Raw genomic sequence first — 19632 nt, 5'->3', positions numbered from 1 at the left:
CCGCTCCGTTACCCAATCGTCCACTACATCATACACTTGGCGAGCAATCCGTTAATGGTCCTGCCCTGGAAGAACCGTGACGGGGACAGAGCCTTCCGACCCCGAAGAAGCCAGCCCCAAGCGGCTCTGCAATTGTCGATCCCCCCAAACATCGTTCAGAGCGATTCTCGCAGCAGGCGTTGCCATGAGATAGGCTTCGACAATGAAACGGCGCAAGGCGATGCGGTCAAGAGCCTCGTCGGCACCATGCAAATAGCTGACAAAGGACTTGAGCTCGTCCGTTATCTCAAGACAAGAATCGACCTTGGGAAGAAGCCCGAGGAACCTCCACGCCATGGGGCGGCTCCCCTGATAGTCGTGATTGTATTGAGTGGTAAAGTCCGGGTCGCCTCCGGTCCGATCTTCGTAATAAGGAAGTGAACCGCTATGGAAATAGGGGATCCCCATTTCGATCGATAAGATCGCGTGAGTGCCCATCTCATTTCCAGTAGTATAGCGGTGACGGCGCAAGTTCCCATAGAAATTTGAGAGAAAGAGTGGGTCCGCCATATGGCCCGCCGATACGACAGGAATGCCCATGTCAATATAATGCTGATGATATCCGCTTAGAATATCAATCCAGTACATGCAGACGGTGACGGGCTGGAGGTGATCCGGCAACTCAAGCAAGTGTTTTGCATAAGCGCTGTGGTCGAACACGGCCTCGATATGGTGTGTGGAATGGCACGGAAAGGCCAAGGTTCCGGCCGCGTCCTCGGCCAGTTGGATGTCGTTCAGGCGGCGATACCAGACCTGGGCCGTTCCGCAGGAAAAGGCAATTTTTCCAGGCCTCCTGCTATGAAATCCCTCCAGGGATTTCCGGCACACTAGAACAGGCAAAGGGGAGTTGTCGTAAAAGGCCAACGGCCCATCTTCGATATAAGGGCCATGGTTGATTTGCAGACGCAAAGGGAAATCATCTGGCAGATCGGCCAGACGACGGAAGACGGCACCGACGCCGTACCAGCGCTCCTCAGGGGGCAGCGGCTTCTCATGGAAGCTCTTAATTCTCTCAATTACCAGATTGATATCGTAGCTCATTTTTTGTTCATCACTCACAGGACGGCAGCCAGAAGATCATCGACATGAATATTTATTAGATCATGTTTTCTTCAGAAAGCTCATTTCCCAGCGAAAGTTTCCTGCACAGAGGGCCAAGAACGTTCCACCCGTCAGTAAGAACATGAACCATGTATGACGCCGAAGTGGGGAATGTCTTCGCTACTGTCGTGAATATCACCTCAGCTTCATCCAAGCGGCCCAATTGCACAAGCGTGTAGGAATAGGCGATGGCAGGCCAAGGCTCGCCCTCCGCCTTCATGGCTTCCTTATGAAGTTCTAGAGATTTCTCATTGTTTCCCAGAGCGCTTTCGGTCAGCGCGCGGTTGGAGATTTTCTCCGCCATGTGCTGAGGCGACAGAACGGCCTTCTCGTGCTCTTCAAGAGCCTCTTCGAGACGCCCCATGGCTTGCAGGCAGAGCCCCCGGTAAGAGCGAAGAATTGATGATTCCTGTTCCGAAGCCAGCGGCTGGGCATAGCAGTGCAGGACATCCTCATACCGGCCAAGCGCCAGAAGCGCCAAACCTTGGCGCCATTGCGGGTAATAGGGGAATTTGTATCCGAGCTTGATCGTCTTCTCGAAAAGGTTGGCGGCTTTGACAAAGCGGCATTCGAACAGGTTCGCCCAAGCAAGCTGGTAATGCATGGTTGGGCTAAAGGGCTCCAGAGTTATCCCTTTCTCCAGCAGCAGCGCTGCCGAAGGTGCATCGTGGACGTGGAGGAATGCGCTGCCAAGCTGCTCAAGCAGGGAGGAATGGTTGGGCTGAGCGGCAATGCCCTGTGAAAGGGTCTTGATGGCCGTCTTGATGTCGCCTTTCTTCTGCTGCTGCCGTCCCAGAAGGAAGCACGCCTCGGCAAAGTGGAGCGTTGGCAAGCAGTTACCCGAGATGGCCGACTGAAGCATCGCTTCGCCATCGTCCCAGGAATTGCCTTCCATCAACTCCAGGGCAAGGCTGACCATGGCGTTTGCCGCATAATGCGGGTCGGTTGCGAGAGCATCCCGGTGAACCGCTTCGGCGTCCTCCGCTCTCCCGGTTTTTTCAAAAAGGGCGCGCAATCGGTATGCGGCAACGGCAAGATCTGGCCGGACCTCCAACGCTCGTCGATAGGCGGCAAGGCTTTCGTTGAAGCTTCCTTCCCGTTCAAGCGCGACGGCCATGCAGTAATCATAGTTTGACAGATTTTCCGTTCGGATATTTTCCCGCCACAGAACGGTTGCGTCCGATCTTGCCATTTTCTGTCCGTCATTCATTGAAATTCTCTGAGCGCATACGTGACGTCCACTGAAGAAGGATGGCAGCAATTATCAAAATATACGCTGCGCACATGGACGTTTTGCGCCATGAGGCAGCATATCGTATCCGGCCAAAATTCCTATCAGAAGCTTGTTTAGATTCACTCCTGGTTGTAGTTTCCCTGCCCGACTGGTCGCGAACCGCATGTTACGCTTTCCGCTTCAGTAACGCCGGAGCGCAAAGCCGACACCGTAGCCGACCTCCGTGTAGCCCCATGTCGAGAAACGGGGATCGCTGACGATGACATCGTTCCACAGCGTCCGCAAATCCGGCAAATCCGGATGGGCGATGTCATCAAGCACTAGGGCACCGCCGACCGCAAGGCGAGGAACCGTATCGCAAAGATCGGCGAAGGCCCCCTCTACCGAATGGTCCCCATCCACGGTGATGAGATCGAGCGTCAGTTCAGGGCGCTCCGATAGATAGGCAGCGACCGTGCGATGCGAGTCTCCATCGATCAGATCGACCGTTCCCGTGTGGCCAACCTTCCGCAATTCCGCTCGCACGAAATCCGGTCCTGGATTGGGCATGCCTGCATAACCATCGACCCAAAGATCAAAGCCGATCAGTCGGCATTCCGGATGTTTGGCGGCGACAGCACACAAGCTCCGCCCCCGGCGGACACCGATTTCCAGATAGGTTGCCGGTTGCAAAATGTCGCACAAGCCAAGCAGGACGGTTACGATGTCGGCATACATCCAGTTGGAGCCGAAGCGCCGCCGACCCTGCGTCAGGAAATCGACCAGAAACTCGGAATAGGAGTCCGGTTCCAGCCGCTTTATCAGCGCCATGGCTTCTTCGACATAGGGACCGTCGATGAGGCGCTTTCCAACCGTCCCGGCACCGGCGATCAAAGGTGGATACCATGGTGCATGACCCGAGCGGCTTTCGTACGCCAAAGCCCCCACACTGCGGCCAAGCGCCAGCAAGGCCGGAAGGCGCCATATGTTCTGCCCGTTCATCATCCGAAACAAACCTCTGATATTGAGCCGCAAGGCGCAGGAGCCTGTGCCCAGAGTCTCATAGAGACGGGGGATTTCCAACCGCTTCCCCGGTGGCCTTGTTGAACAGTTTGTTCGGTATCTTGGTCATTCAGTGATGGGGTGGCGCCGTGAAGCGTACCGGGTTTATCGGAATCCATAATCGCCACATTGACGTTGCAGAACGACGGCTCGCCAACGCCGCCATAATTTCAGAAAGCGGTCAAGCGACTTGCCGGAGCGTCATCAGGAGGTATGAGCGCCGCCACCAATTCATTCGCCATTCCCTCTCGGCTCGGGCACCGCAAAACCACGCAGGGTGAATTTCGTGCTCGGCTCTCGAAGCCGTTCAAGAAGCACAAGACGGAAACCCGCCCGTTCGATCAGGGCCGCAAAGGAGGTTGGGCTAAACACATGATGATGCTCAATGAAGAACTCTTCGCGACCGGCCCCTTCCTCGGCTGCGGCTTCCCCATCAGGCAGTTCGACGTACAGGAAGCCGTGCGGAAGGAGCAAGTCCCGTGCGGCGCGCAGAAAAGCGACCGGCGCCTCAACATGCTCCAACACCTTGTTGAAGGTGACTGCATCATATCGCCCCAGAGCAGAACGATCGACGGTGAGGAAATCGCCAGCCACGGCCTGCACCCCAGCAACCATGCGGGCATGTGCGGCGGCGCGCGGATCGGGATCAAGGGCCGTGCAGTCCCACCCCGCCGCCTTCATACGGGCTGGGAAAACAGCCAGACCAGACCCGACGTCGAGCAGACGCGGGGGACACCCCTGCACCGGAAAATGGCCCGTCGCGAAATCCAGGATTCTGGCCGCGCGCCCGGCATTGTCGGAGCGATCCGCCGGAAGCGCCATGATGCGCTCGAAGGTCGCGGCTAGGCGGTCGCCATAGGTCTGGCCCGCATAAGCCCCGGTGTAGAGATCAGACAGGTCGATATCGTGCCGGGAAAACCAATGCCCGCACAGGCGGCAGTGGTCATAAGCCCGCCGGTAGGCTCCATCCAGGACGAATCCGGTTTCCCCTTGCGGTGGCGCCTCATAGGTGAAGGTTTCCTCGCGATAGGCTCCATCGCAAGGGCATTCCAGGGTCGGGCACGGCCCCTTGGTCACGGCGCGCCCGCCACGGCCTGATCCAGCGCCTGACAGGCCTCGTCGCTGTCCAGCCAATGGACGATCCGCAAGTTCTCGGCCTCAAGATAGGTATAAAACGCATCCTCCCGGCCACGCTCCACCAGAAGCAGAAAATACCGCCCCGTTCCGCGGTTCTGGATCAGCACCCCCCGCAGCCCGAACCCCGCGAGCCGTCCGTTGAGGGAGGGCGTGGCGTAGAAGCCCCAATCCTTGCGGGCAAGATCGTATTCAGCCCCTGTCTTGGTGACAAAGGTGACCTGTTCGTCCGGTTCCAAATCCAGGCTGCCACAGTCATTGATCTCGATGGTGCCGTCGGCGCCTACGGAAAAGCGGCGCGGCGGGTTCTTGGGATCGAAGCGCATCGATCAACTCCAGGTCCAGTCGGGGATCAGGAAATCGGGAATGGTCCAGACGCCGCCCTGCCGATGCCAGACCGCCTTGTTGCGGAATGTTTCCGCAATGCTGTGGAGGCGATCTTCCGTAATGTCCAGAAAGCCGCACAGACGGGCAATGTCGTCGTGCGGCGTGTCGTCGCCGCGGGCCCGGATGATGGCGATGGCATCCGCCCGGCCAATCCGACCATTGCGGATTTCCAGACTCAAATTGTCAAACAGGCGGGTGAAGCCGAACTTGTGCCACTTAAACCAATGGTGGACGGAGATGAAGTCGTCGTCGATGTCGGCATAGTCATACAAGCCCGTCCGCGCGCCGCGCGGGTCGGCGCGAAAACCGTGGGTCCGCGCCACGGCGAGGCTGGTTTCCGGGTCCCAGGGAAAATAATAGCCAAGGAAAACGGCCAGAGTTCCAGCCTGGGCCAGGGCACTCTCGTCTGGCAAACGATAGGGAAGCAGATGCCGCACGGTGATATCCCCATCCTCCCAATCGGCAGCGGCCGTGCCGTGTGTCACACCGAAACGGCGCAGCCATGCGGCATCGAGTGCAAAACCGCGGCTCTCCTCCTCCGTTCCACCATATTCGAAGGCCGAATTCTCACCCCAGACGATCAGCGGAATGCGCATCTGTGCCGCCAACCTGAGCGGAATGGAGAAGATCGCCATGTGCATCGGGATCGCCGGATCCCCGAACCGCTCCAGCGCCTTCAGCATGAAGCGCCGCTCGGTTTGCGGGTCGATGGTGAAATCGATGTGATCGACCCCCAAATCAATCAGATTGCGCAGGTTGGCCTCGCCGATCGCTGTCCGCCCGGGTGTGCGCCATGTGACGCACAGGGGGCGTAGGCCATGCTCCAGACACGTCACCACCTGCCAAGTGCTGTCCTTGCCGCCGCTGACCGGGATCAGGCAGTCGTATCCGCCGTTGGCCCGCGCCCGGGCGTTGGCGGCCACCGACGCAAAATGCGCCGCGCGGTGGTCCCAGTCGATGACGCGCTTGGTCGCGTGGTTGCGGCAGGCGTTGCACACGCCGTCCGCTCCGATCGTCAGGTTAGGACGGGTGTCTGGCAAGACGCAGGATCGGCACCATCTCATCCGCCGAACTCCTCCAGGAAGAGCTTTGCGTTTAGGAAATAGAACAGGAACTTGCTGCGGCTGTTGGGCAGGGTTCCCCGCTCCAGCAGGCTGCGGATACGATCTTTGCGGACATGCTCAAAAATCGGCCCGTCATCGAACAGCCAATGCCGAACCTCCGAATCGGTCGTGTCCAGCAGATCCTGGATCGGAGCGTTGAAACCGACCTTGCGCGGGTTGTCTATGATGGCATCCGGTGCAATCCCACGAACCGCTTCGCGCAGCAGCGCCTTGGCCCTCCCGTTCCGCACCAGATGACGGGCCGGTACCCGCTGGGCCGTTTCGGACAGTTTCCGGTCGAGAAAGGGCGAGCGGTTTTCGATGGACCAGTACATCGCGTTCAGATCATCCTCGTGGAGGATCGGCGGCACCGATTCATGAAAAAGCTCGTTCTGCATGCGGTTGCGCAGCAGGATCGCGCTGTAATCGGTCTCTTCGAACGGCTCGTGCCAGGGCTGGGTCAGGAACCCGGCAAATTCCTCGGCGTCCAGATAGATGTGCCGCCGCTCCCCTGGGTCGCGCACGAAAAGCGCGGGGTCCTGCAGATAGGGATTCCGGACGATGGGCCGCACATGCGCCGACCAGTCGGCCAACGCCACCGCGTGCCGGCCCGGATCGTCGTGCACGGCGGCGAGATAGGCGTTGTGGTGGTCGAAATAGCCGCTGAATATTTCGTCCGCGCCCGTTCCGCTGACCGAGACTCGGTAGCCGTCGCCCGCGATGGCGCCCATCAGCAGCCATTGGACGTAATAGGTAATGGTGTAGACCGGAGCGTCATGCTGACGGATGAGGGTCCGTAGCCCCTTCAGAAAGCCGTCGCTGTGGATCGGCACGACGGTATGCCGCAGCCCGAGCGCCGAGACGGCCTCCTTGACCATCGCGGCTTCCTCATACCGCTCGTCCTTGTTCATCAGGGTGAAGCCATGGACGTCATAGCCGAACAGACGCTTGGCGATGGCGATCAGAGCGTTGGAGTCGACACCACCCGACAGACAGAAGGCCAGAGGCACATCGGCGCGCAGCCGGAGCTCGACAGAGCGAACAAGGGCCTCGCGCACCATCGTCACCGATTCCTCGAAGCCCAGCCCGTCTTCGACCGGGTCGCGCGTTGGCGTCCAGTACCGGCTCAGGGTTTCGCGCCCAGCCTTGTCGATGGAGAGCACGCAACCGGCGGGCAGTTCGCTCACCCCCTTGAAGAATCCCGTGCCCGCCCGCTTGTAGAGCGCCTTGTACCCGTTCACCAGATAGCGCTTGAGGTGGTCGAGGTCGGGTTCCGGCCAACGCCCGGCAAGGGCCGCGATGAACTTGACCTCCGACCCGAAATACAGCCCGTCGGCGGTTCGCATGAGGTAGAGCGGCTTCTCGCCGAACCGGTCGCGGGCCAGCAGCAGGGAGCCATCCGTCTCGTCGAGCAGGGCGAATGCCCACATGCCCTCGCAGGCATCCAGACCGCTCCAGCCATGGCGGGAAAGCTGGCGGGCCAGCACCTCGGTGTCGCTGTTGGTCAGAAAGGGCGGAGCGCCCTCCGCCAGAAGCGCACGCCGAACCTCCACGTAATTGTAAAGCTCGCCGTTGTAGCAGAGCGCCTGTCCGTCCAAACGGAGCGGTTGATTGGCACGCCGGTCGAGATCGATGATGGCGAGGCGGCTGTGCAGCAGGACCGCATGGCGTCCGTCCGACCAGGACCGCCGAAGCGCTCCGCGAGCGTTCGGCCCGCGTCGCGTCATTGACGCTTGGCAGGCCTCCAGACGGCTGTCGTCAAGGAACCGGGTGCCGATGTAACCGGCGATGCCGCACACGGGTCAGCCCTCCGCCATGTGGTCTAGCGTGAAGGCTTCGCCGCGGGCGACCGGCACCGCAAGCCGGCAGCCGATCAGCTCGCTTTCCCGTCCGGGTTCAAGACCCCTCCTTGGTCGCAGCCAGGTCAGATCCTCCAGCGCCAGGACATGGCCGGCGGGCAGATCGCGAACCGCAGCGATAGCCCGCCGGGCGGCGGTCATGTTCGCCAGTTCCGACGTCGCCGGCCGCTTGATTCCGTCGCCCAGCAGGGTTTCCGCCTCGCGCACCCGCCGCACCAGCTCGGCCATGTCTGACGGGTCGGCGGACAGGGCGTGGTCCCGGAAGGTCGAAAGGGTTTTGTCGAGCGTGAAGTGCTTTTCGATCACCCTTGCGCCGAGCGCCACCGAGAGGACTGCCGCCTCGATCCCGAGCGTGTGGTCGGAATAGCCGACTGGATGGCCCAGGCTGGCCATGCTCCGCAAGGCACCAAGATTGGCGTCCTCGACCGGTGCCGGATAGGCTGCCACGCAGTGCAGAAGGACAAGACCGGCCTGCGGCTTCTCCGCTGGCCTCTCCGTCGGCCGTTGCGCTGCGATATGCTCCGCCGCGCGTTGCACGCCAGCAAGGTCCAACATGCCGGTCGACAGCAGGACCGGCTTTCCCATCCGGGCCACCACAGCCAGCAGCGCAAAGAAGTCGTTGTCGCCGGAGGCCACCTTGAAAGCTGGCACGAGGGGAGCCAGGGCCGCCGCAGACTCCAGATCGAAGGGTGTGGACAGGAAGATCACACCGGCCCGCTCCGCCGTTTCGGCCAAGCGCGCGAACTGGTCATAGTCGAAACGGAACCGGGTCAGCTGCTCGATGCGCGCGGTATCGGTCGCTGAGACGAGGCGATCCGGTACGATCGTCTGGAACTTCACGGCGTCCGCGCCGGCTTCGGCGGCTCGGACGATCATCTCCTGGGCGCGGGTAAAGTCGCCCTCGTGGTTGTTGCCGATCTCGGCGATAACGAGCACCCGCTCGTTCAGGTCATGAGTCCCGATGCGCATCCGGTCAACCGTGGTGAAGGTGAACGACATAGTGGGAGGATACGAGCAGGAACCCCATCCGCCCATACAGCCGCAGAGAGGGAATGTTGGCGGCCTGGGTGCTGACCCGAAGACGGTCAACCCCGGCGATCCTGCCCGCGGCGAAGGCGATCATGCCGGTAGCCAGACCTTGGCCCCGTGCCGATTCATCTACGGCGATCAGGTCGATGACAAGGGTTCCCTTCTCCGGTCCGAGCAGCAGCAGGAATCCGGATGGCTCAGCGCCGGGCAAACCGGCAACCACCATCGCCGATCCTCGGCCCCCGTCGAAATAGCCGTCGATCCAATCGGCTCGGGTCATATCCGCCGTGGAGGCGGCAATCGCCGGGTCCAGATGGAAGCGCGAGAAGCGGAACGCACGGCGCGCCACCGCACGGACGGCATAGCGGTCGCCCGGTTCGGCGAAGCGCACCCATCCTTTGGGCGACGGCGTCAGCCCTTCCGCCTCGCGCTCAGCGGTCATCGTTGTGTCGACCACCCGGAAACCCGCGTCGAGGAGTTTGCCCAGAGCGCCCACGTCCGCCGTCGGCAGCCGCGCGTAGGCAAAGCCCTTCCGGTTGAGGACACCGGCCATGGCGTCGGCCCAGCCTGGCACCGTCGGATCGAGCCGCCATGCCGGTACGCCGAGCCGCTGCCCCAACCACGCGTCCCGCGTCCATCCGGCACCGTCGCGGGTGCCTTCTCCCGGAAGCGCGGCTGCGGTCATACAGCGGCGGCCTGCGGCGTCTTCTGGCGTTCGGCAAACAGCTTCTTGTACCAGTCGATGTAAAGGGGAAAGCCCCGTTCGACCGGGAAGCTGGGTTCGAAGTCCAGCAAGCGGCGCGCCTTGTCCATGGACAGGGTCCCACGCGAGGGCATGAGGCGATCCCGTGGGATGTAGGTCACCGAGACGTCGGGGAAGTGCGAGCAGACGATGTCGATCATTCCGGCGATCGAGCGCGACTGGCCAAAAGTCATGTTGAAGATCTGGTTGCGCGACCGCTCGTCCTCAATGATCCGCGCGACCCCATTGACGACGTCGGCAACATACGTGAAGTCAAGCCGGTCGGAACCGTCGCCGGCAACCTGCAATTGGAAACCTTGCAGCGCGTTCTCGATAAAGACCTGCCCGACCCGTCGACTGACGCACCGCTCGCCATACAGCGCCGACGGGCGAACGATGGTGTAGGGAAGATCGAAAACCTGATTGTAGGCGATGACCATCTTCTCGCCGGAAAACTTCAACGCGCCGTAGATGCCCAGAGGGTTGCACGTCGACTCTTCGGTCACGAAGCCATCGGGGAAATCGCCGTAGACCATGCTCGACGAGAAATAGACGAAATGCGTCCCGAACTGGCGCGCGTAGTCGAGCGTGTTTTCGAGGGTGCGAAGGCTGTGATCAAAGGTTGAATAGGGATCTTTGTTGGCGACGTTGGCGTGAGCGATGGCCGCGAGATGGACGATCACATCAGGCTGAAGCTCCGCCAGAAGGCGACCCGTGGTGTGGTAATCACGCACATCGATCACATGGACCGGAATGTCCGCACTGAACAGCATCGACAGGCGCTGCTGGATCAGGCTGAGATAGAGATCGCGATTTGGCAGGTTGTTGGTGTTGCTTGCGAAGGCGTTCAGATTGTTGACCTGAAGGCTATCCAGGATATCGACCTTTGCGCCCATGGCCTTCAGGGACAAGGCAAGATTATGGCCGATGAACCCGGCGCCGCCGGTAATAACTATCTTGCGACCAGCCATCGCACTTGCCATCACTTGCTCTCCTTAACTGCATCAGCCATCGCATTGGCAATGTAAGCCATGTCTTCTTCATCCAGGTGAGGCCCACCGGCAGCGCGATCGAATTGTTGCTGATCCGCTCGGCCTGGGGGAAATCGCCTTCGTTGAACCCGTATTTGCCCCGATAATAACTCATAAGCGGGACGGGGCGCGGGTAATAGATGCTGGTGCCGATCCCCGCAGCGTTCAGGTGCTTGATGATCGACAGCCGCCGCGCGGCCAGGGAGTCGTCAAGGATGGCGCTCAGGCAGTAATGGCTGCTTTCGCCGCCCGCCGGGCTGTCCTCAAGAAGACCGATCCCTGCGATCCCCGCAGCCCGTCACGCAGAACGGCGCTGTTCGCCCTCCGACGCTCCAGCATGTCCGGCAGGCGTTCAACCTGTTCAATGCCAATCGCCGCCTCGATTTCGTTCATGCGGTAGTTGAAGCCCAGCATGGTAACGTCATACATGCCGGGGACCGTGCGCTCCCCAACCGTGCGGTCCACCCCGAAGGCCTTCTTGCGCTGAAGCTGCGCGGCAAGCTGCGGGTCCCGGCAGATGATCATGCCGCCTTCGGCTGTGGTCATGTGTTTCACCGGATAGAAGGAGAAGCAACCGACATCGCCATGCAAACCCGCGTGAATGCCGTCGAGCCGGGTTCCGATTGCCAACGCGCAATCCTCAAGCACGAACAGCCCATGTTGCCGAGCAAGCGCTGTGATGGCCGCCATGTCGACCGGAACGCCCAGATAATGGACGACGGCAATCGCACGGGTGCGCGGCGTGATGGCCGCCACCACCGCCGCCACGTCGATGTTGCCGGTTCCGGCCTCGCAATCGACGAAGACGGGCTTGGCTCCCACCAATTCCACCGCATGCGCCGTCGCGGTATGCGTCTGCGCCGGCACAACCACCTCGTCGCCGGGACCGAAGCCAAGATGGAAGTAGACGAGGTGCATGGCCGCCGTGCAGGACGCCACCGAGACCGCGTGCGGTGCCGCTGTGAAGTCGGCAAAGACCTCCTCGAACTTCTTCGCCAGCGGTCCGTGCACCAGAGTCGATCCGGCCAGAACAGCCATGACCGCTTGGCGTTCTGCATCGCCAATGATGGGTTTTCCAAAGGGAATGCTGCGCATCGGTATTCCACCGCTCCAGGTTTCAGCCGATTTCTCGGTAATGCACGGCGCACGGAGCGCCCTCAACGTTTGATCGGTCGATCGCCAGACACACGGACATGGCATCGAACACGTCCTGTTCTGTGACGTCAGGCCGCTCTCCGGTCAAGATCGCATTCACGAAGGCGGCAACCCCGCCCCCTTGTCAGTGCCGGAGTGGAGATTGTCCACAAGTTCCACTGGATCGCCTGGATCGCGGGAGAAATGGTAGCGGGCACCGTCCGGCTCGTTCACAAAGGTGCCGGCGGTCCCGTAGACGGACAGGCGGTGAAAATGCGGGTGCACGCAGCCAAAGTTCGCCGCGACCTTGCCGACCGCGCCACCGCTGAAGCGCAGCGTTGCGACCACCATGTCGTCGAACCGGACCTGCGAGCCCTTGCTGGCGATCCGGTTGCCCATCGCGAACACCTCGGTCACCCGTTGGCCAGTGAACCAAAGCAGCAGGTCCACCATGTGGATCCCGCCCCCTTTCATAACCGAGTAGGACGGGAGGGCGCCGCGCCAGCCTTCCGTGATCTTGTGCAGGCGCCCATAGTTGTAATCACCTTCGACGTGATAGAGGGCCCCATCGCTCCGGACAGGATGCGCGCACGCAGATCAAGGAATCGTGGTACCCGCCGGAGCGGCAGGTTCGAGCTGAGGCGGAGGCCGCGGTGACGCAACAACGCCCGGTAAATGCCGTCGAGTTCGACATCCGTCTGGCAGAGCGGCTTCTCCACGAAGACATGCTTGCCATGCTCCAGGGCGGTGACGACTTGCTGGAAATGAGCGTCGTCGTAGGAGGCGATGGACACTACATCAATATTCGGGTCGCACAGCACTTGTCCGGGATCAGAGACCAGGGAACGGCCTGGATGGCGGGCGCCGACGGCGGCCAACCGATCATGGTCGATATCGCATAGAACCGTGACGCGGCAGGCCGAATGACGTTCGAAGCCCTCGATATGCTGTTCCCCGACTCCGAGTCCGATGACAGCAGCTTTCAAAAAGGTCACGAAGCCTCCCGGCGCGCGCGCCAGGCCAGAGCGTGGCAAGCTCCTCCAGCCCATAGTGCCAGTGCGGCCGTTCCATGGCCGCGACACAAGAACTGAACCGTCCCAATCCGCCTCGGTGTCCACAGCCATATGCAGTCCCTATACGGGCGCAGAGCCGTGAAATTTCTGATCCGGAAGCGCGAGGCGTTGCGATAGAAATGGAGGGTCACATGTTCGCGCACGTCGTTGGACATGTCGTCCAATGCTGTAAGAAACGTGTCGGTGCGGATCACCTCAACCGACTGCCCCGGTGGAAAGCTGCGCGGAAAGACATTGGAGACCAGATCGGCATCAGCCGATCGATACAGTGCACCCCCTGGTCGATAAGCGCCGGATCGAGCAGCGGACTGTCTGCATTGACGCGCACGAAAGCATCGGCGGGATAGCGGCCCAATGCCCCGCGAAACGGGCGGCCACGTCGAACAGATCGCCCCGGAAACAGGATACACCCGCTTTCCGGCACTCTTCCGCCACGGCATCATCTTCCCTCTGCTCCGACGTCGCCACGACCACGCCGGAGAGGGTACTGCATCGCGCGATCCGCTCCAGCAGGAAAGGAGCATCGGCTTGCCGTCCAGCGGCCGCAACACCTTTCCAGGCAGCCGCGAGGACGTCATCCGCGCTTGAACGACGGCCTGCACGCGCATCACAGGAAACTCCGCCTCTTCCCAGGCGAAGGCCGGCAGTTCGGCTGTTGGAAAACAGTCAGGATCATAGGTACCGGCAGGCTGTCGTGGTCGGATACGGTCCTTCCTCGGGCTGGCGATTCCCGTGAAGCCGATTTGGCCCATTGTTGCCGAAAAAGGTTAAAGAAGATGAATTGCTGCTTCTGACGCGCTCTTTCCCACCATGAGTTGGCGTACAGTTCATAGGTGAAAGCAATTGCCTCTCCATATACGGACCTCTACACTGTGTTGTCACCGCACCGGGCGAATCGGAGTGGGCGGCATGCCGGGCGCGCTTTGTCCGCAGCTATCCAGGTTCTTCGTCATCGTGCTTCCCTTGCCCTCCCCTTTGTGACCTGCTTGACGGAAAATCCCATACCCGATCAATCAATCTGGGTGACTGGCGCAGCGGGCTTCGCCGGGCGGGCAATCTTACAGCGACTGCGGGCGAGCGGACGCCGGGCCATTGGTCTGGGGCATGCCCCAGAGGGCTCACCTGAACGGGCCGATCCTCTGTTCTTGGCTGGAAGCATCGCTCCCGACTGATCGAATTTGCGGTCCGGCGCTTCGGAGCTCCGGACGCCGTGGTGCATGCGGCCGGCGGTTCCTCCGTCGCAGCCGGCCAAGCGGCCCTTTCGACGACTTCCAACGCACAGTGACGACGACGGCCAGCCTGGTCCATACTCTGGGCCGTCTGGCGCCCAATGTCCGCATTGTGTTTCTTTCGAGCGCCGCGGTATATGGAAACGCGGCTCCGGTTCCCCTCAAAGAAGACGATCCGTGCGCACCGGTTTCCCAATATGGCTGGCACAAGCTGCTGGCTGAGAAGCTCTGCCAGCAGGGAGCTGCTACCCACGGGATCCGTTGCGCCGTCATCCGCTTCTTCTCGATTTATGGCCCGGGCTTGCGCAAGCAAGTGCTCTGGGACGTTGGCCGGCGCCTTCTGACGAGCTCTGGCACAGTCGATGTCAATGCGACTGGAGAAGAAACCCGAGATTTCCTCCATATCGAAGACATGGTCGATCTGACGCTGTTGCTGCTGAACAGCAGGTTGCCCGACCCCATCATCATCAATGGCGGTACTGGACGGGCTGTAAGCCTCTCCGACCTCCTGGAAATGCTAGGCAAAGCCTCAGCCCTGCGCCAGCATCCGCTTCACAGGCACGGAGCGGCACGGCAATCCACAGCATCTCCAAGCGGACACAAGCCGTCTTTCCGCTCTGGATTCATGCCGCGACGGTCGATTGAAGAGGGAATACTGGATTACGCCCTCTGGCTGCGCCGTGAGTCGGCGATAATATAAAGACAAAATCGGGCATCATCATGCATAAAAACGCTGAGTTGACGCTTCTTGTTTCATTATTCCGCAGCTATCATGGCTGGATGGGCGGCATTAATTACGTAACAAATTTCATAAAGACAATTGATTATCTTCCAGAACAGAAAAGCCTTCAATTTATGTCTTCAATGATACGCCAGGAGAATGGCCGTCTTCTGTTGAGGAGGCTTGCTCACTGGACGTGGTGAAGGCTGTGATCGGCCCCAAGGCGCCATCATCCGGGCTTCCGGGGACGAAGCCGGACGTTTTCTCCTCCATGTCCCCGCGCGGAGCGGCGTCGAGCGATCGCGCGCAGCGTTACGGCCATCGTGCCGATGCCAATGGGCGAAACCCCTATGGTCACCACACCACGCCACTGGGCATGGATTCCCGATTTCCAACACCGGCGCCTGCCAGCACTGTTCAATGACGCGGAAAAACAATATCGGGACGATATCTGCCGCGTCCTGGCCGACCGCGACGGTCCGCTCATCCTCAGCAGCCGGAACGCGCTATTCGATTTTCAGGAATTCTTCCCATCCCATCGGGCCCGCCCCTACGTCTGGCCGTTCGTCAGTACCATTTCAACCGGCGAATCAGCACCGGTCCGCGCCGTGATCGAGAAATACAAATTGCCGTCGAGCTTTCTCTATATTCCTAATCAATTCTGGGTGCACAAGGATCACCAGACCGCCTTCAACGCCGTCCGCCTACTAAAGGAACGGGGTTTTCCCGTTGATCTCGTCTGCACTGGCAGCACGAAAGATTACCGTCACGACGGGTATTTTGAAACGCTGTTCGGCATCGTCAAGGAACAGGGGCTCGAAAGCTGTATCCGCCACTTGGCGTGATTCCGCAAGATGAGCAGATCGCGCTGCTGCGGGCGTGCACCGCGTTATCCAGCCATCCCTGTTCGAAGGTTGGAGCACCGTAGTGGAGGATGCGCGGGCGGTCGGCTGCCCGCTGATCGTCTCCGATTTTGCTGTCCACCGGGAGCAACTCGGCGCACAGGGCCATTTCTTCCGCGCCGGCGATCCTGAGGATTGGCCGGTGTCATCGCGCGCGCCCTTCCGAACCTGCCGCCAAGGCGGGGAGTCGAAGCGGAACGAGCGGCTTGCGAGGCCAGTCTGATCCGCCGCCGCGCCTGCGCCGAAACCTTCTTGAATGATCTGGTACGTGAAAGCCGCCTCTGAAGACACTGCCGCCCAGCCATCCGCTGGCTTGGCGGCATCCCGCCTCAACGAAACTGGGGATAAACCGCTTCCGGACGATCCTTACGTACGAAGAAGAAATCCACCTGCCAGAACGCCCGGTCATGATCGCGGAACATCGGCTCCCCATGTCGATGCAGTGGAATCCAGACTTTCCACATGCTGGCACATGGCGGGGAAACGCCGGCTGTCCTCCCATAATTGTACATCTCGATCACCAGCACTTCGCAGCTTTCCAGGACCCGGCGAGCACCGGCCAGAATTTCGCGTTCCGTACCGTGCGTGTCGAGCTTGACCATGAACGGCCCTTCAAAGCCAAGCCGTTCCACCTCTTGGTCCAGGGAGACCTGCCGGACGGTCCATTGCGGCGCGCCCGCGTCGGGCATGGCCGTGCACCGAACGGATCGTCGAAGGAGTTGGTGAACGGCGTCTCGCCGTCCTCCGCCCGGCCGCCGCCAAGGTGAAAGTCATTCGGGGATCGTCTGCGGTCAGCGCCTGGAGCGCGCCGTTCCAATGCTCGAACGCTTCGACCAGATGATAATGCGCGTCCGGCCAAAAGCTCCGCGCCATTTGCGACCATCGGCCATCGGACGCCCCCACGTCGATCACCGTCCTGCAATCAATGCCGCGATTACGGATTCGCTGCAATGAATTCGCATGACTGAGAACATGCGGTGCGAAAGCCTCCGTGTTGGCCTCGATGACCCGCCAGATGGCTTTCTTGAACGAGTCGATGGCGCTGTCCGGCAAATCCAAGGTGGTTCTCCCAATTAATCGGCTCGACTGGCCGGAATCAGTGTACTCATGTCGCAGTGGCGTGCACCATGCGCTCGCACAAGCTTCGACACAAAGCTTATAGAAGATCAGCCATGCCCGCTGCTTCCAGATCGTCACCCCTGCTCGACAGCGCGGCGTTCATCGACGATACGGTCGCAAGCGTGCTCAGCCAGAGCGGCGATTTCGAAATCGTCTACCATGTCCAGGACGGTGGATCGCGCGATGGCACGCTGGAGCGGCTGGAGCATTGGCAGGCCTGTTTGGAGAACGGCAACTTCCGATCCTGTGCCGTGGGATCCGGATGACGGTTGATTCGCGCATGGACAACGGCATGTACGATGCCCTGAACCGGGGCTTCGCGCAGCTCGGCGTGGACGGTGATTCGCTGATGGGTTGGATCAACGCCAGCGACCGCTTGGCACCCGGAGCCCTGCAAACCGCCTGCGACGTGACGGCGGCCTTTCCGACATCGAGTGGTTGACCGGGCGGATCACGCGGCTCAATGCCGTGGCAGCCTCGTCCACATCGAAGATTGCTTCGCCTTCCCGGCCAAGACGCTTGCCGCGGGCTCCACGACAACCGCACCTGCCTTCCTGCAGCAGGAAGGCAGCCTGTGGACCGGGCGATTGTGGCATGCCTGTGGGGGGCTGGACACCCGTTTGCGGATCGCCGGCGACTTCGACCTGTGGCGCCGGTTCGCGGGGAGGGGGGCGCCGACGGTGGTGAACAGCGTGCTCGGCAGTTCGGCACCACGATCGCCACTCGGTGCGGGCGATGGTTACATAAGGGAGTTGGATGCTCTTTTACCGACGCCATGGCGCCATCGGGCGGGGTCTGGGCTGAATACCGGCTTTTGTCGTCGCCGAAGGACTGGGTGGCCTGGCTGCCATGGCTTCACGGGACGGTCGTCCAGTTCGTTGAGAGCTAGGCGTCTGGAAACGTGTGCACCGCTTTCCCTTCGCTCAGCGCTGAGGGTGTTCCCTTGCTCAGGAACCAGACCGAACAGGTGCAATGCCCGTGATCGTCGCGCGTCACCAGATGCGGCGGCGTTCCGAATCCTCTCCCGACGGCGATCCGATCTAGTGTGGCGTCGCTCAGGCTCCAGTCCACTCCCGCAGAGCACAGCCGCTCCTGTCCGCAGGATGCCATCACTGCGGCGATCCGGTCCGGAGCCGGACATCCTCGCCCCGATTATCGAGAGCGGTCTCCAGGAGCAGGTGATGACTCCGCTCCGGCCAGTCTGCGGGCGGTGTTGCGCAGAAGGGTGTCGGCTGCGCATCCGGCCCTAGCAAGGTGTTTGCGGAATCAAGACGGCATTCCATGAACGGTCGGCCATGAACGGTCCGGCGCGGGGAGGCCGGATCGGGGTGGATGGACATCCGGTCCATCCGGCGCATCGCGCGCGCCAGCAGCGGTCCATGCCCTGAAGGTCGATGATGTCCACTCCGGCGGTCCGGAGCGACAGGAAGTGGCCAGCCGTCCGGCGCCCGGTGATCACGGCACAGCGGGCATCATGCCGATCACGCAAGCGCCCAACCGTAAGCATGTGGGTGCGTTCCACACCCGGGCTGCGCTTGAAATAGGCGTAGGTGGATGCCCGGAAAGGCAAGCCGTCACGCGTGAACTCCTCGGCGACGGCCCGCAATGAGTATCCTCCCAATCCTCCGCCGCGCAGAGCTTGTTGAGCAGCGGCGGGGCAGGAGGCTTGGATGACACGATGAGAGGATCGATACGCTCCGCAGGGCACGACTCGGCCGGTTCCGTTCGATCCAACGTCTGCGCTCCTGCCGCACCGGTCAGGCACGCGCCCGACAACGTCCAGCAACGCCTGAGCGACGCGTGCAGCGGTGCGGTTCGACAGCGTCCGGCCTTCGGCGGCAAGGATGCGATCCAGATCGCCGCGCGCGATCTCGACCTCCTGCCGGTCGATGGGAAGGCTCGGCCTAGGGCCGCTCCAAGCCGCCGCCCTGCTCGTCCGCGCCCATCGGATCGGACGGCGAGCCTGTGCGGCGGACCTGCCATGCCGGACGCGCGGTGCTGAACATCGTGTGCGTGAACATGACCCGCTCTCCGAAGCGCATGCCGAAGAACGTGTTGACGCAGCACGCCGATGAAACGCTCGGCGTGCCCTTGCCCGCGCGAGGCGTTGGCGCTCCCGTTCCGTCTGCTGAATGAAGAGGCCGTAGATCAGGCCGAGTTGCCTCAGCCTTCCTCCGGAATCCCTCGAAGCAGGGCAGGGATCCTGCGCAAGCCAATCGTCGTCCAAGGCAAATTCGAACAGGAAAAGGGAAGCCCGGCGGTCGAACTCCAGCGCGTCGACGGCTTCCACGCCGGGGAATTCATCCGGAATCACCCCACTTTCGGGCACCAGGACCGCCTCGCCATGGCCAAGCGCCCGCCAAGCCCGCAGCGTGCGTTCGAACATCCCACGGTGGCTGCCGACATAGGCCAGCACCGCATCCGGCGGCGCCGTCGCCAGGAGATCCGCGACATAGGGAAGCGCGTGGTCCGGGTCGAGCCGCAAACGGAAACGGGCGCTGAAGTTGGTGAAGTCGTTCCATGCCTCACGTCCGGGATCGTCCTGCGCCGGCAGGCTCTTTTCCAGGGCGGCGGGCAGACGGCCGGAAGGGGGGCGTCCGCGCGGAATTCCTCCAGCGCATGACGCACCAGCCCCCAACGCTCCGCCTGTTCGGGCAGGTCATCCCGAACGACACGGTCGATGTAGCGCACCGGATCGTTCATGACCGTGTCGTCGCGATCGCCGTGGGGAGACGGGTGTGGCCGCAATGATAG

Annotated in this window: 19 protein-coding genes and 1 pseudogene; 6 read left to right on the top strand and 14 right to left on the bottom strand. The window is 61.5% G+C overall.

Annotation, left to right across the window (positions count from 1 at the left end; all coding sequences use genetic code 11):
* Positions 1-51: 51 nt before the first annotated feature.
* The 13 genes and pseudogenes from D3869_RS32295 to D3869_RS32235 form a co-directional block, all read right to left on the bottom strand.
* Complete coding sequence (locus D3869_RS32295) at positions 52-1080, bottom strand: hypothetical protein (protein ID WP_137143687.1); 1029 nt, start codon at positions 1078-1080, stop codon at positions 52-54.
* Positions 1081-1135: 55 nt separating this feature from the next.
* Complete coding sequence (locus D3869_RS32290; protein ID WP_137143686.1) at positions 1136-2350, bottom strand: tetratricopeptide repeat protein; 1215 nt, start codon at positions 2348-2350, stop codon at positions 1136-1138.
* A 204-nt stretch (positions 2351-2554) separates the two neighbouring features.
* Positions 2555-3358, bottom strand: coding sequence for a class I SAM-dependent methyltransferase (locus tag D3869_RS32285; protein WP_247896142.1), 804 nt, complete (start codon positions 3356-3358; stop codon positions 2555-2557).
* Positions 3359-3646: 288 nt separating this feature from the next.
* Positions 3647-4492, bottom strand: coding sequence for a class I SAM-dependent methyltransferase (locus D3869_RS32280; RefSeq protein WP_137143685.1), 846 nt, complete (start codon positions 4490-4492; stop codon positions 3647-3649).
* A complete protein-coding gene (locus D3869_RS32275; protein WP_137143684.1) occupies positions 4489-4875 on the bottom strand; it encodes a hypothetical protein in 387 nt (128 codons plus the stop codon). Before D3869_RS32275 ends, D3869_RS32280 begins: the two co-directional genes overlap by 4 nt.
* A gap of 3 nt (positions 4876-4878) precedes the next feature.
* Positions 4879-5976: an N-acetyl sugar amidotransferase gene (locus D3869_RS32270; protein WP_247896141.1), complete on the bottom strand. Its 1098-nt coding sequence runs from the start codon at positions 5974-5976 to the stop codon at positions 4879-4881.
* Between the two features lie 20 nt (positions 5977-5996).
* Positions 5997-7838 (bottom strand): asparagine synthase (glutamine-hydrolyzing), encoded by a 1842-nt coding sequence (asnB, locus tag D3869_RS32265; RefSeq protein WP_137143682.1) that lies wholly within the window; start codon positions 7836-7838, stop codon positions 5997-5999.
* A 3-nt stretch (positions 7839-7841) separates the two neighbouring features.
* Positions 7842-8897 (bottom strand): N-acetylneuraminate synthase family protein, encoded by a 1056-nt coding sequence (locus D3869_RS32260; protein WP_247896136.1) that lies wholly within the window; start codon positions 8895-8897, stop codon positions 7842-7844.
* Positions 8872-9612, bottom strand: a complete 741-nt coding sequence (locus D3869_RS32255; RefSeq protein WP_137143681.1) for a GNAT family N-acetyltransferase — start codon at positions 9610-9612, stop codon at positions 8872-8874. The genes D3869_RS32260 and D3869_RS32255 overlap by 26 nt, the downstream gene beginning before the upstream one ends.
* On the bottom strand, positions 9609-10652 hold the full coding sequence (locus tag D3869_RS32250) for an NAD-dependent epimerase/dehydratase family protein (RefSeq protein ID WP_137143680.1): 1044 nt from the start codon (positions 10650-10652) through the stop codon (positions 9609-9611). Before D3869_RS32250 ends, D3869_RS32255 begins: the two co-directional genes overlap by 4 nt.
* Positions 10588-11738, bottom strand: a pseudogene (locus D3869_RS32245) (DegT/DnrJ/EryC1/StrS family aminotransferase). Before D3869_RS32245 ends, D3869_RS32250 begins: the two are co-directional and overlap by 65 nt.
* Before the next feature lie 213 nt (positions 11739-11951).
* Positions 11952-12350, bottom strand: coding sequence for a Gfo/Idh/MocA family protein (locus D3869_RS32240; protein WP_247896145.1), 399 nt, complete (start codon positions 12348-12350; stop codon positions 11952-11954).
* Positions 12305-12958, bottom strand: coding sequence for a Gfo/Idh/MocA family protein (locus tag D3869_RS32235; protein WP_137143678.1), 654 nt, complete (start codon positions 12956-12958; stop codon positions 12305-12307). Before D3869_RS32235 ends, D3869_RS32240 begins: the two co-directional genes overlap by 46 nt.
* 782 nt (positions 12959-13740) lie before the next feature.
* Between D3869_RS32235 and D3869_RS34830 the strand changes: the two genes are divergently transcribed.
* The 3 genes from D3869_RS34830 to D3869_RS32215 all read left to right on the top strand — a co-directional run bounded on the left by D3869_RS34830 (position 13741) and on the right by D3869_RS32215 (position 15702).
* Complete coding sequence (locus tag D3869_RS34830; protein WP_137143676.1) at positions 13741-14079, top strand: NAD-dependent epimerase/dehydratase family protein; 339 nt, start codon at positions 13741-13743, stop codon at positions 14077-14079.
* The gene (locus D3869_RS32220; RefSeq protein ID WP_137143675.1) at positions 14012-14836 is read left to right on the top strand and encodes an NAD-dependent epimerase/dehydratase family protein; all 825 of its coding nucleotides are present in this window, start codon (positions 14012-14014) and stop codon (positions 14834-14836) included. Before D3869_RS34830 ends, D3869_RS32220 begins: the two co-directional genes overlap by 68 nt.
* A gap of 371 nt (positions 14837-15207) precedes the next feature.
* Positions 15208-15702, top strand: a complete 495-nt coding sequence (locus tag D3869_RS32215) for a glycosyltransferase family 4 protein (protein ID WP_137143674.1) — start codon at positions 15208-15210, stop codon at positions 15700-15702.
* Between the two features lie 386 nt (positions 15703-16088).
* Here D3869_RS32215 and D3869_RS32210 read toward each other — a convergent pair whose 3' ends face one another.
* Positions 16089-16448 (bottom strand): hypothetical protein, encoded by a 360-nt coding sequence (locus tag D3869_RS32210; RefSeq protein WP_137143673.1) that lies wholly within the window; start codon positions 16446-16448, stop codon positions 16089-16091.
* A gap of 483 nt (positions 16449-16931) precedes the next feature.
* Here D3869_RS32210 and D3869_RS32205 point away from each other — a divergent pair, with 483 nt between their 5' ends.
* From D3869_RS32205 to D3869_RS32195, 3 genes are all read left to right on the top strand, one after another.
* Positions 16932-17144, top strand: a complete 213-nt coding sequence (locus tag D3869_RS32205; protein ID WP_137143672.1) for a hypothetical protein — start codon at positions 16932-16934, stop codon at positions 17142-17144.
* The gene (locus D3869_RS32200; protein ID WP_137143671.1) at positions 17141-17320 is read left to right on the top strand and encodes a hypothetical protein; all 180 of its coding nucleotides are present in this window, start codon (positions 17141-17143) and stop codon (positions 17318-17320) included. Before D3869_RS32205 ends, D3869_RS32200 begins: the two co-directional genes overlap by 4 nt.
* Positions 17321-18949: 1629 nt before the next feature.
* Positions 18950-19501: a hypothetical protein gene (locus D3869_RS32195; RefSeq protein WP_137143670.1), complete on the top strand. Its 552-nt coding sequence runs from the start codon at positions 18950-18952 to the stop codon at positions 19499-19501.
* Positions 19502-19632 lie beyond the last annotated feature (131 nt).

Origin of the sequence: Azospirillum brasilense, from assembly GCF_005222205.1 — a bacterium.
Taxonomy (GTDB): Bacteria; Pseudomonadota; Alphaproteobacteria; order Azospirillales; family Azospirillaceae; genus Azospirillum; species Azospirillum brasilense_G.
This window is presented reverse-complemented; position numbering and strand designations above follow the sequence as displayed.

What these genes read in the sequence shown, in the direction of transcription:
- D3869_RS32295 (WP_137143687.1), bottom strand. Translation starts at nt 1,080, where the DNA reads ATGAGCTACGATATCAATCTGGTAATTGAGAGAATTAAGAGCTTCCAT.
- D3869_RS32290 (WP_137143686.1), bottom strand. Translation starts at nt 2,350, where the DNA reads ATGAATGACGGACAGAAAATGGCAAGATCGGACGCAACCGTTCTGTGG.
- D3869_RS32285 (WP_247896142.1), bottom strand. Translation starts at nt 3,358, where the DNA reads ATGATGAACGGGCAGAACATATGGCGCCTTCCGGCCTTGCTGGCGCTT.
- D3869_RS32275 (WP_137143684.1), bottom strand. Translation starts at nt 4,875, where the DNA reads ATGCGCTTCGATCCCAAGAACCCGCCGCGCCGCTTTTCCGTAGGCGCC.
- D3869_RS32260 (WP_247896136.1), bottom strand. Translation starts at nt 8,897, where the DNA reads ATGTCGTTCACCTTCACCACGGTTGACCGGATGCGCATCGGGACTCAT.
- D3869_RS32255 (WP_137143681.1), bottom strand. Translation starts at nt 9,612, where the DNA reads ATGACCGCAGCCGCGCTTCCGGGAGAAGGCACCCGCGACGGTGCCGGA.
- D3869_RS32250 (WP_137143680.1), bottom strand. Translation starts at nt 10,652, where the DNA reads ATGGCAAGTGCGATGGCTGGTCGCAAGATAGTTATTACCGGCGGCGCC.
- D3869_RS32235 (WP_137143678.1), bottom strand. Translation starts at nt 12,958, where the DNA reads ATGGCTGTGGACACCGAGGCGGATTGGGACGGTTCAGTTCTTGTGTCG.
- D3869_RS32220 (WP_137143675.1), top strand. Translation starts at nt 14,012, where the DNA reads ATGCCCCAGAGGGCTCACCTGAACGGGCCGATCCTCTGTTCTTGGCTG.
- D3869_RS32215 (WP_137143674.1), top strand. Translation starts at nt 15,208, where the DNA reads ATGGTCACCACACCACGCCACTGGGCATGGATTCCCGATTTCCAACAC.
- D3869_RS32210 (WP_137143673.1), bottom strand. Translation starts at nt 16,448, where the DNA reads ATGCCCGACGCGGGCGCGCCGCAATGGACCGTCCGGCAGGTCTCCCTG.
- D3869_RS32205 (WP_137143672.1), top strand. Translation starts at nt 16,932, where the DNA reads ATGCCCGCTGCTTCCAGATCGTCACCCCTGCTCGACAGCGCGGCGTTC.
- D3869_RS32200 (WP_137143671.1), top strand. Translation starts at nt 17,141, where the DNA reads ATGACGGTTGATTCGCGCATGGACAACGGCATGTACGATGCCCTGAAC.
- D3869_RS32195 (WP_137143670.1), top strand. Translation starts at nt 18,950, where the DNA reads ATGAAACGCTCGGCGTGCCCTTGCCCGCGCGAGGCGTTGGCGCTCCCG.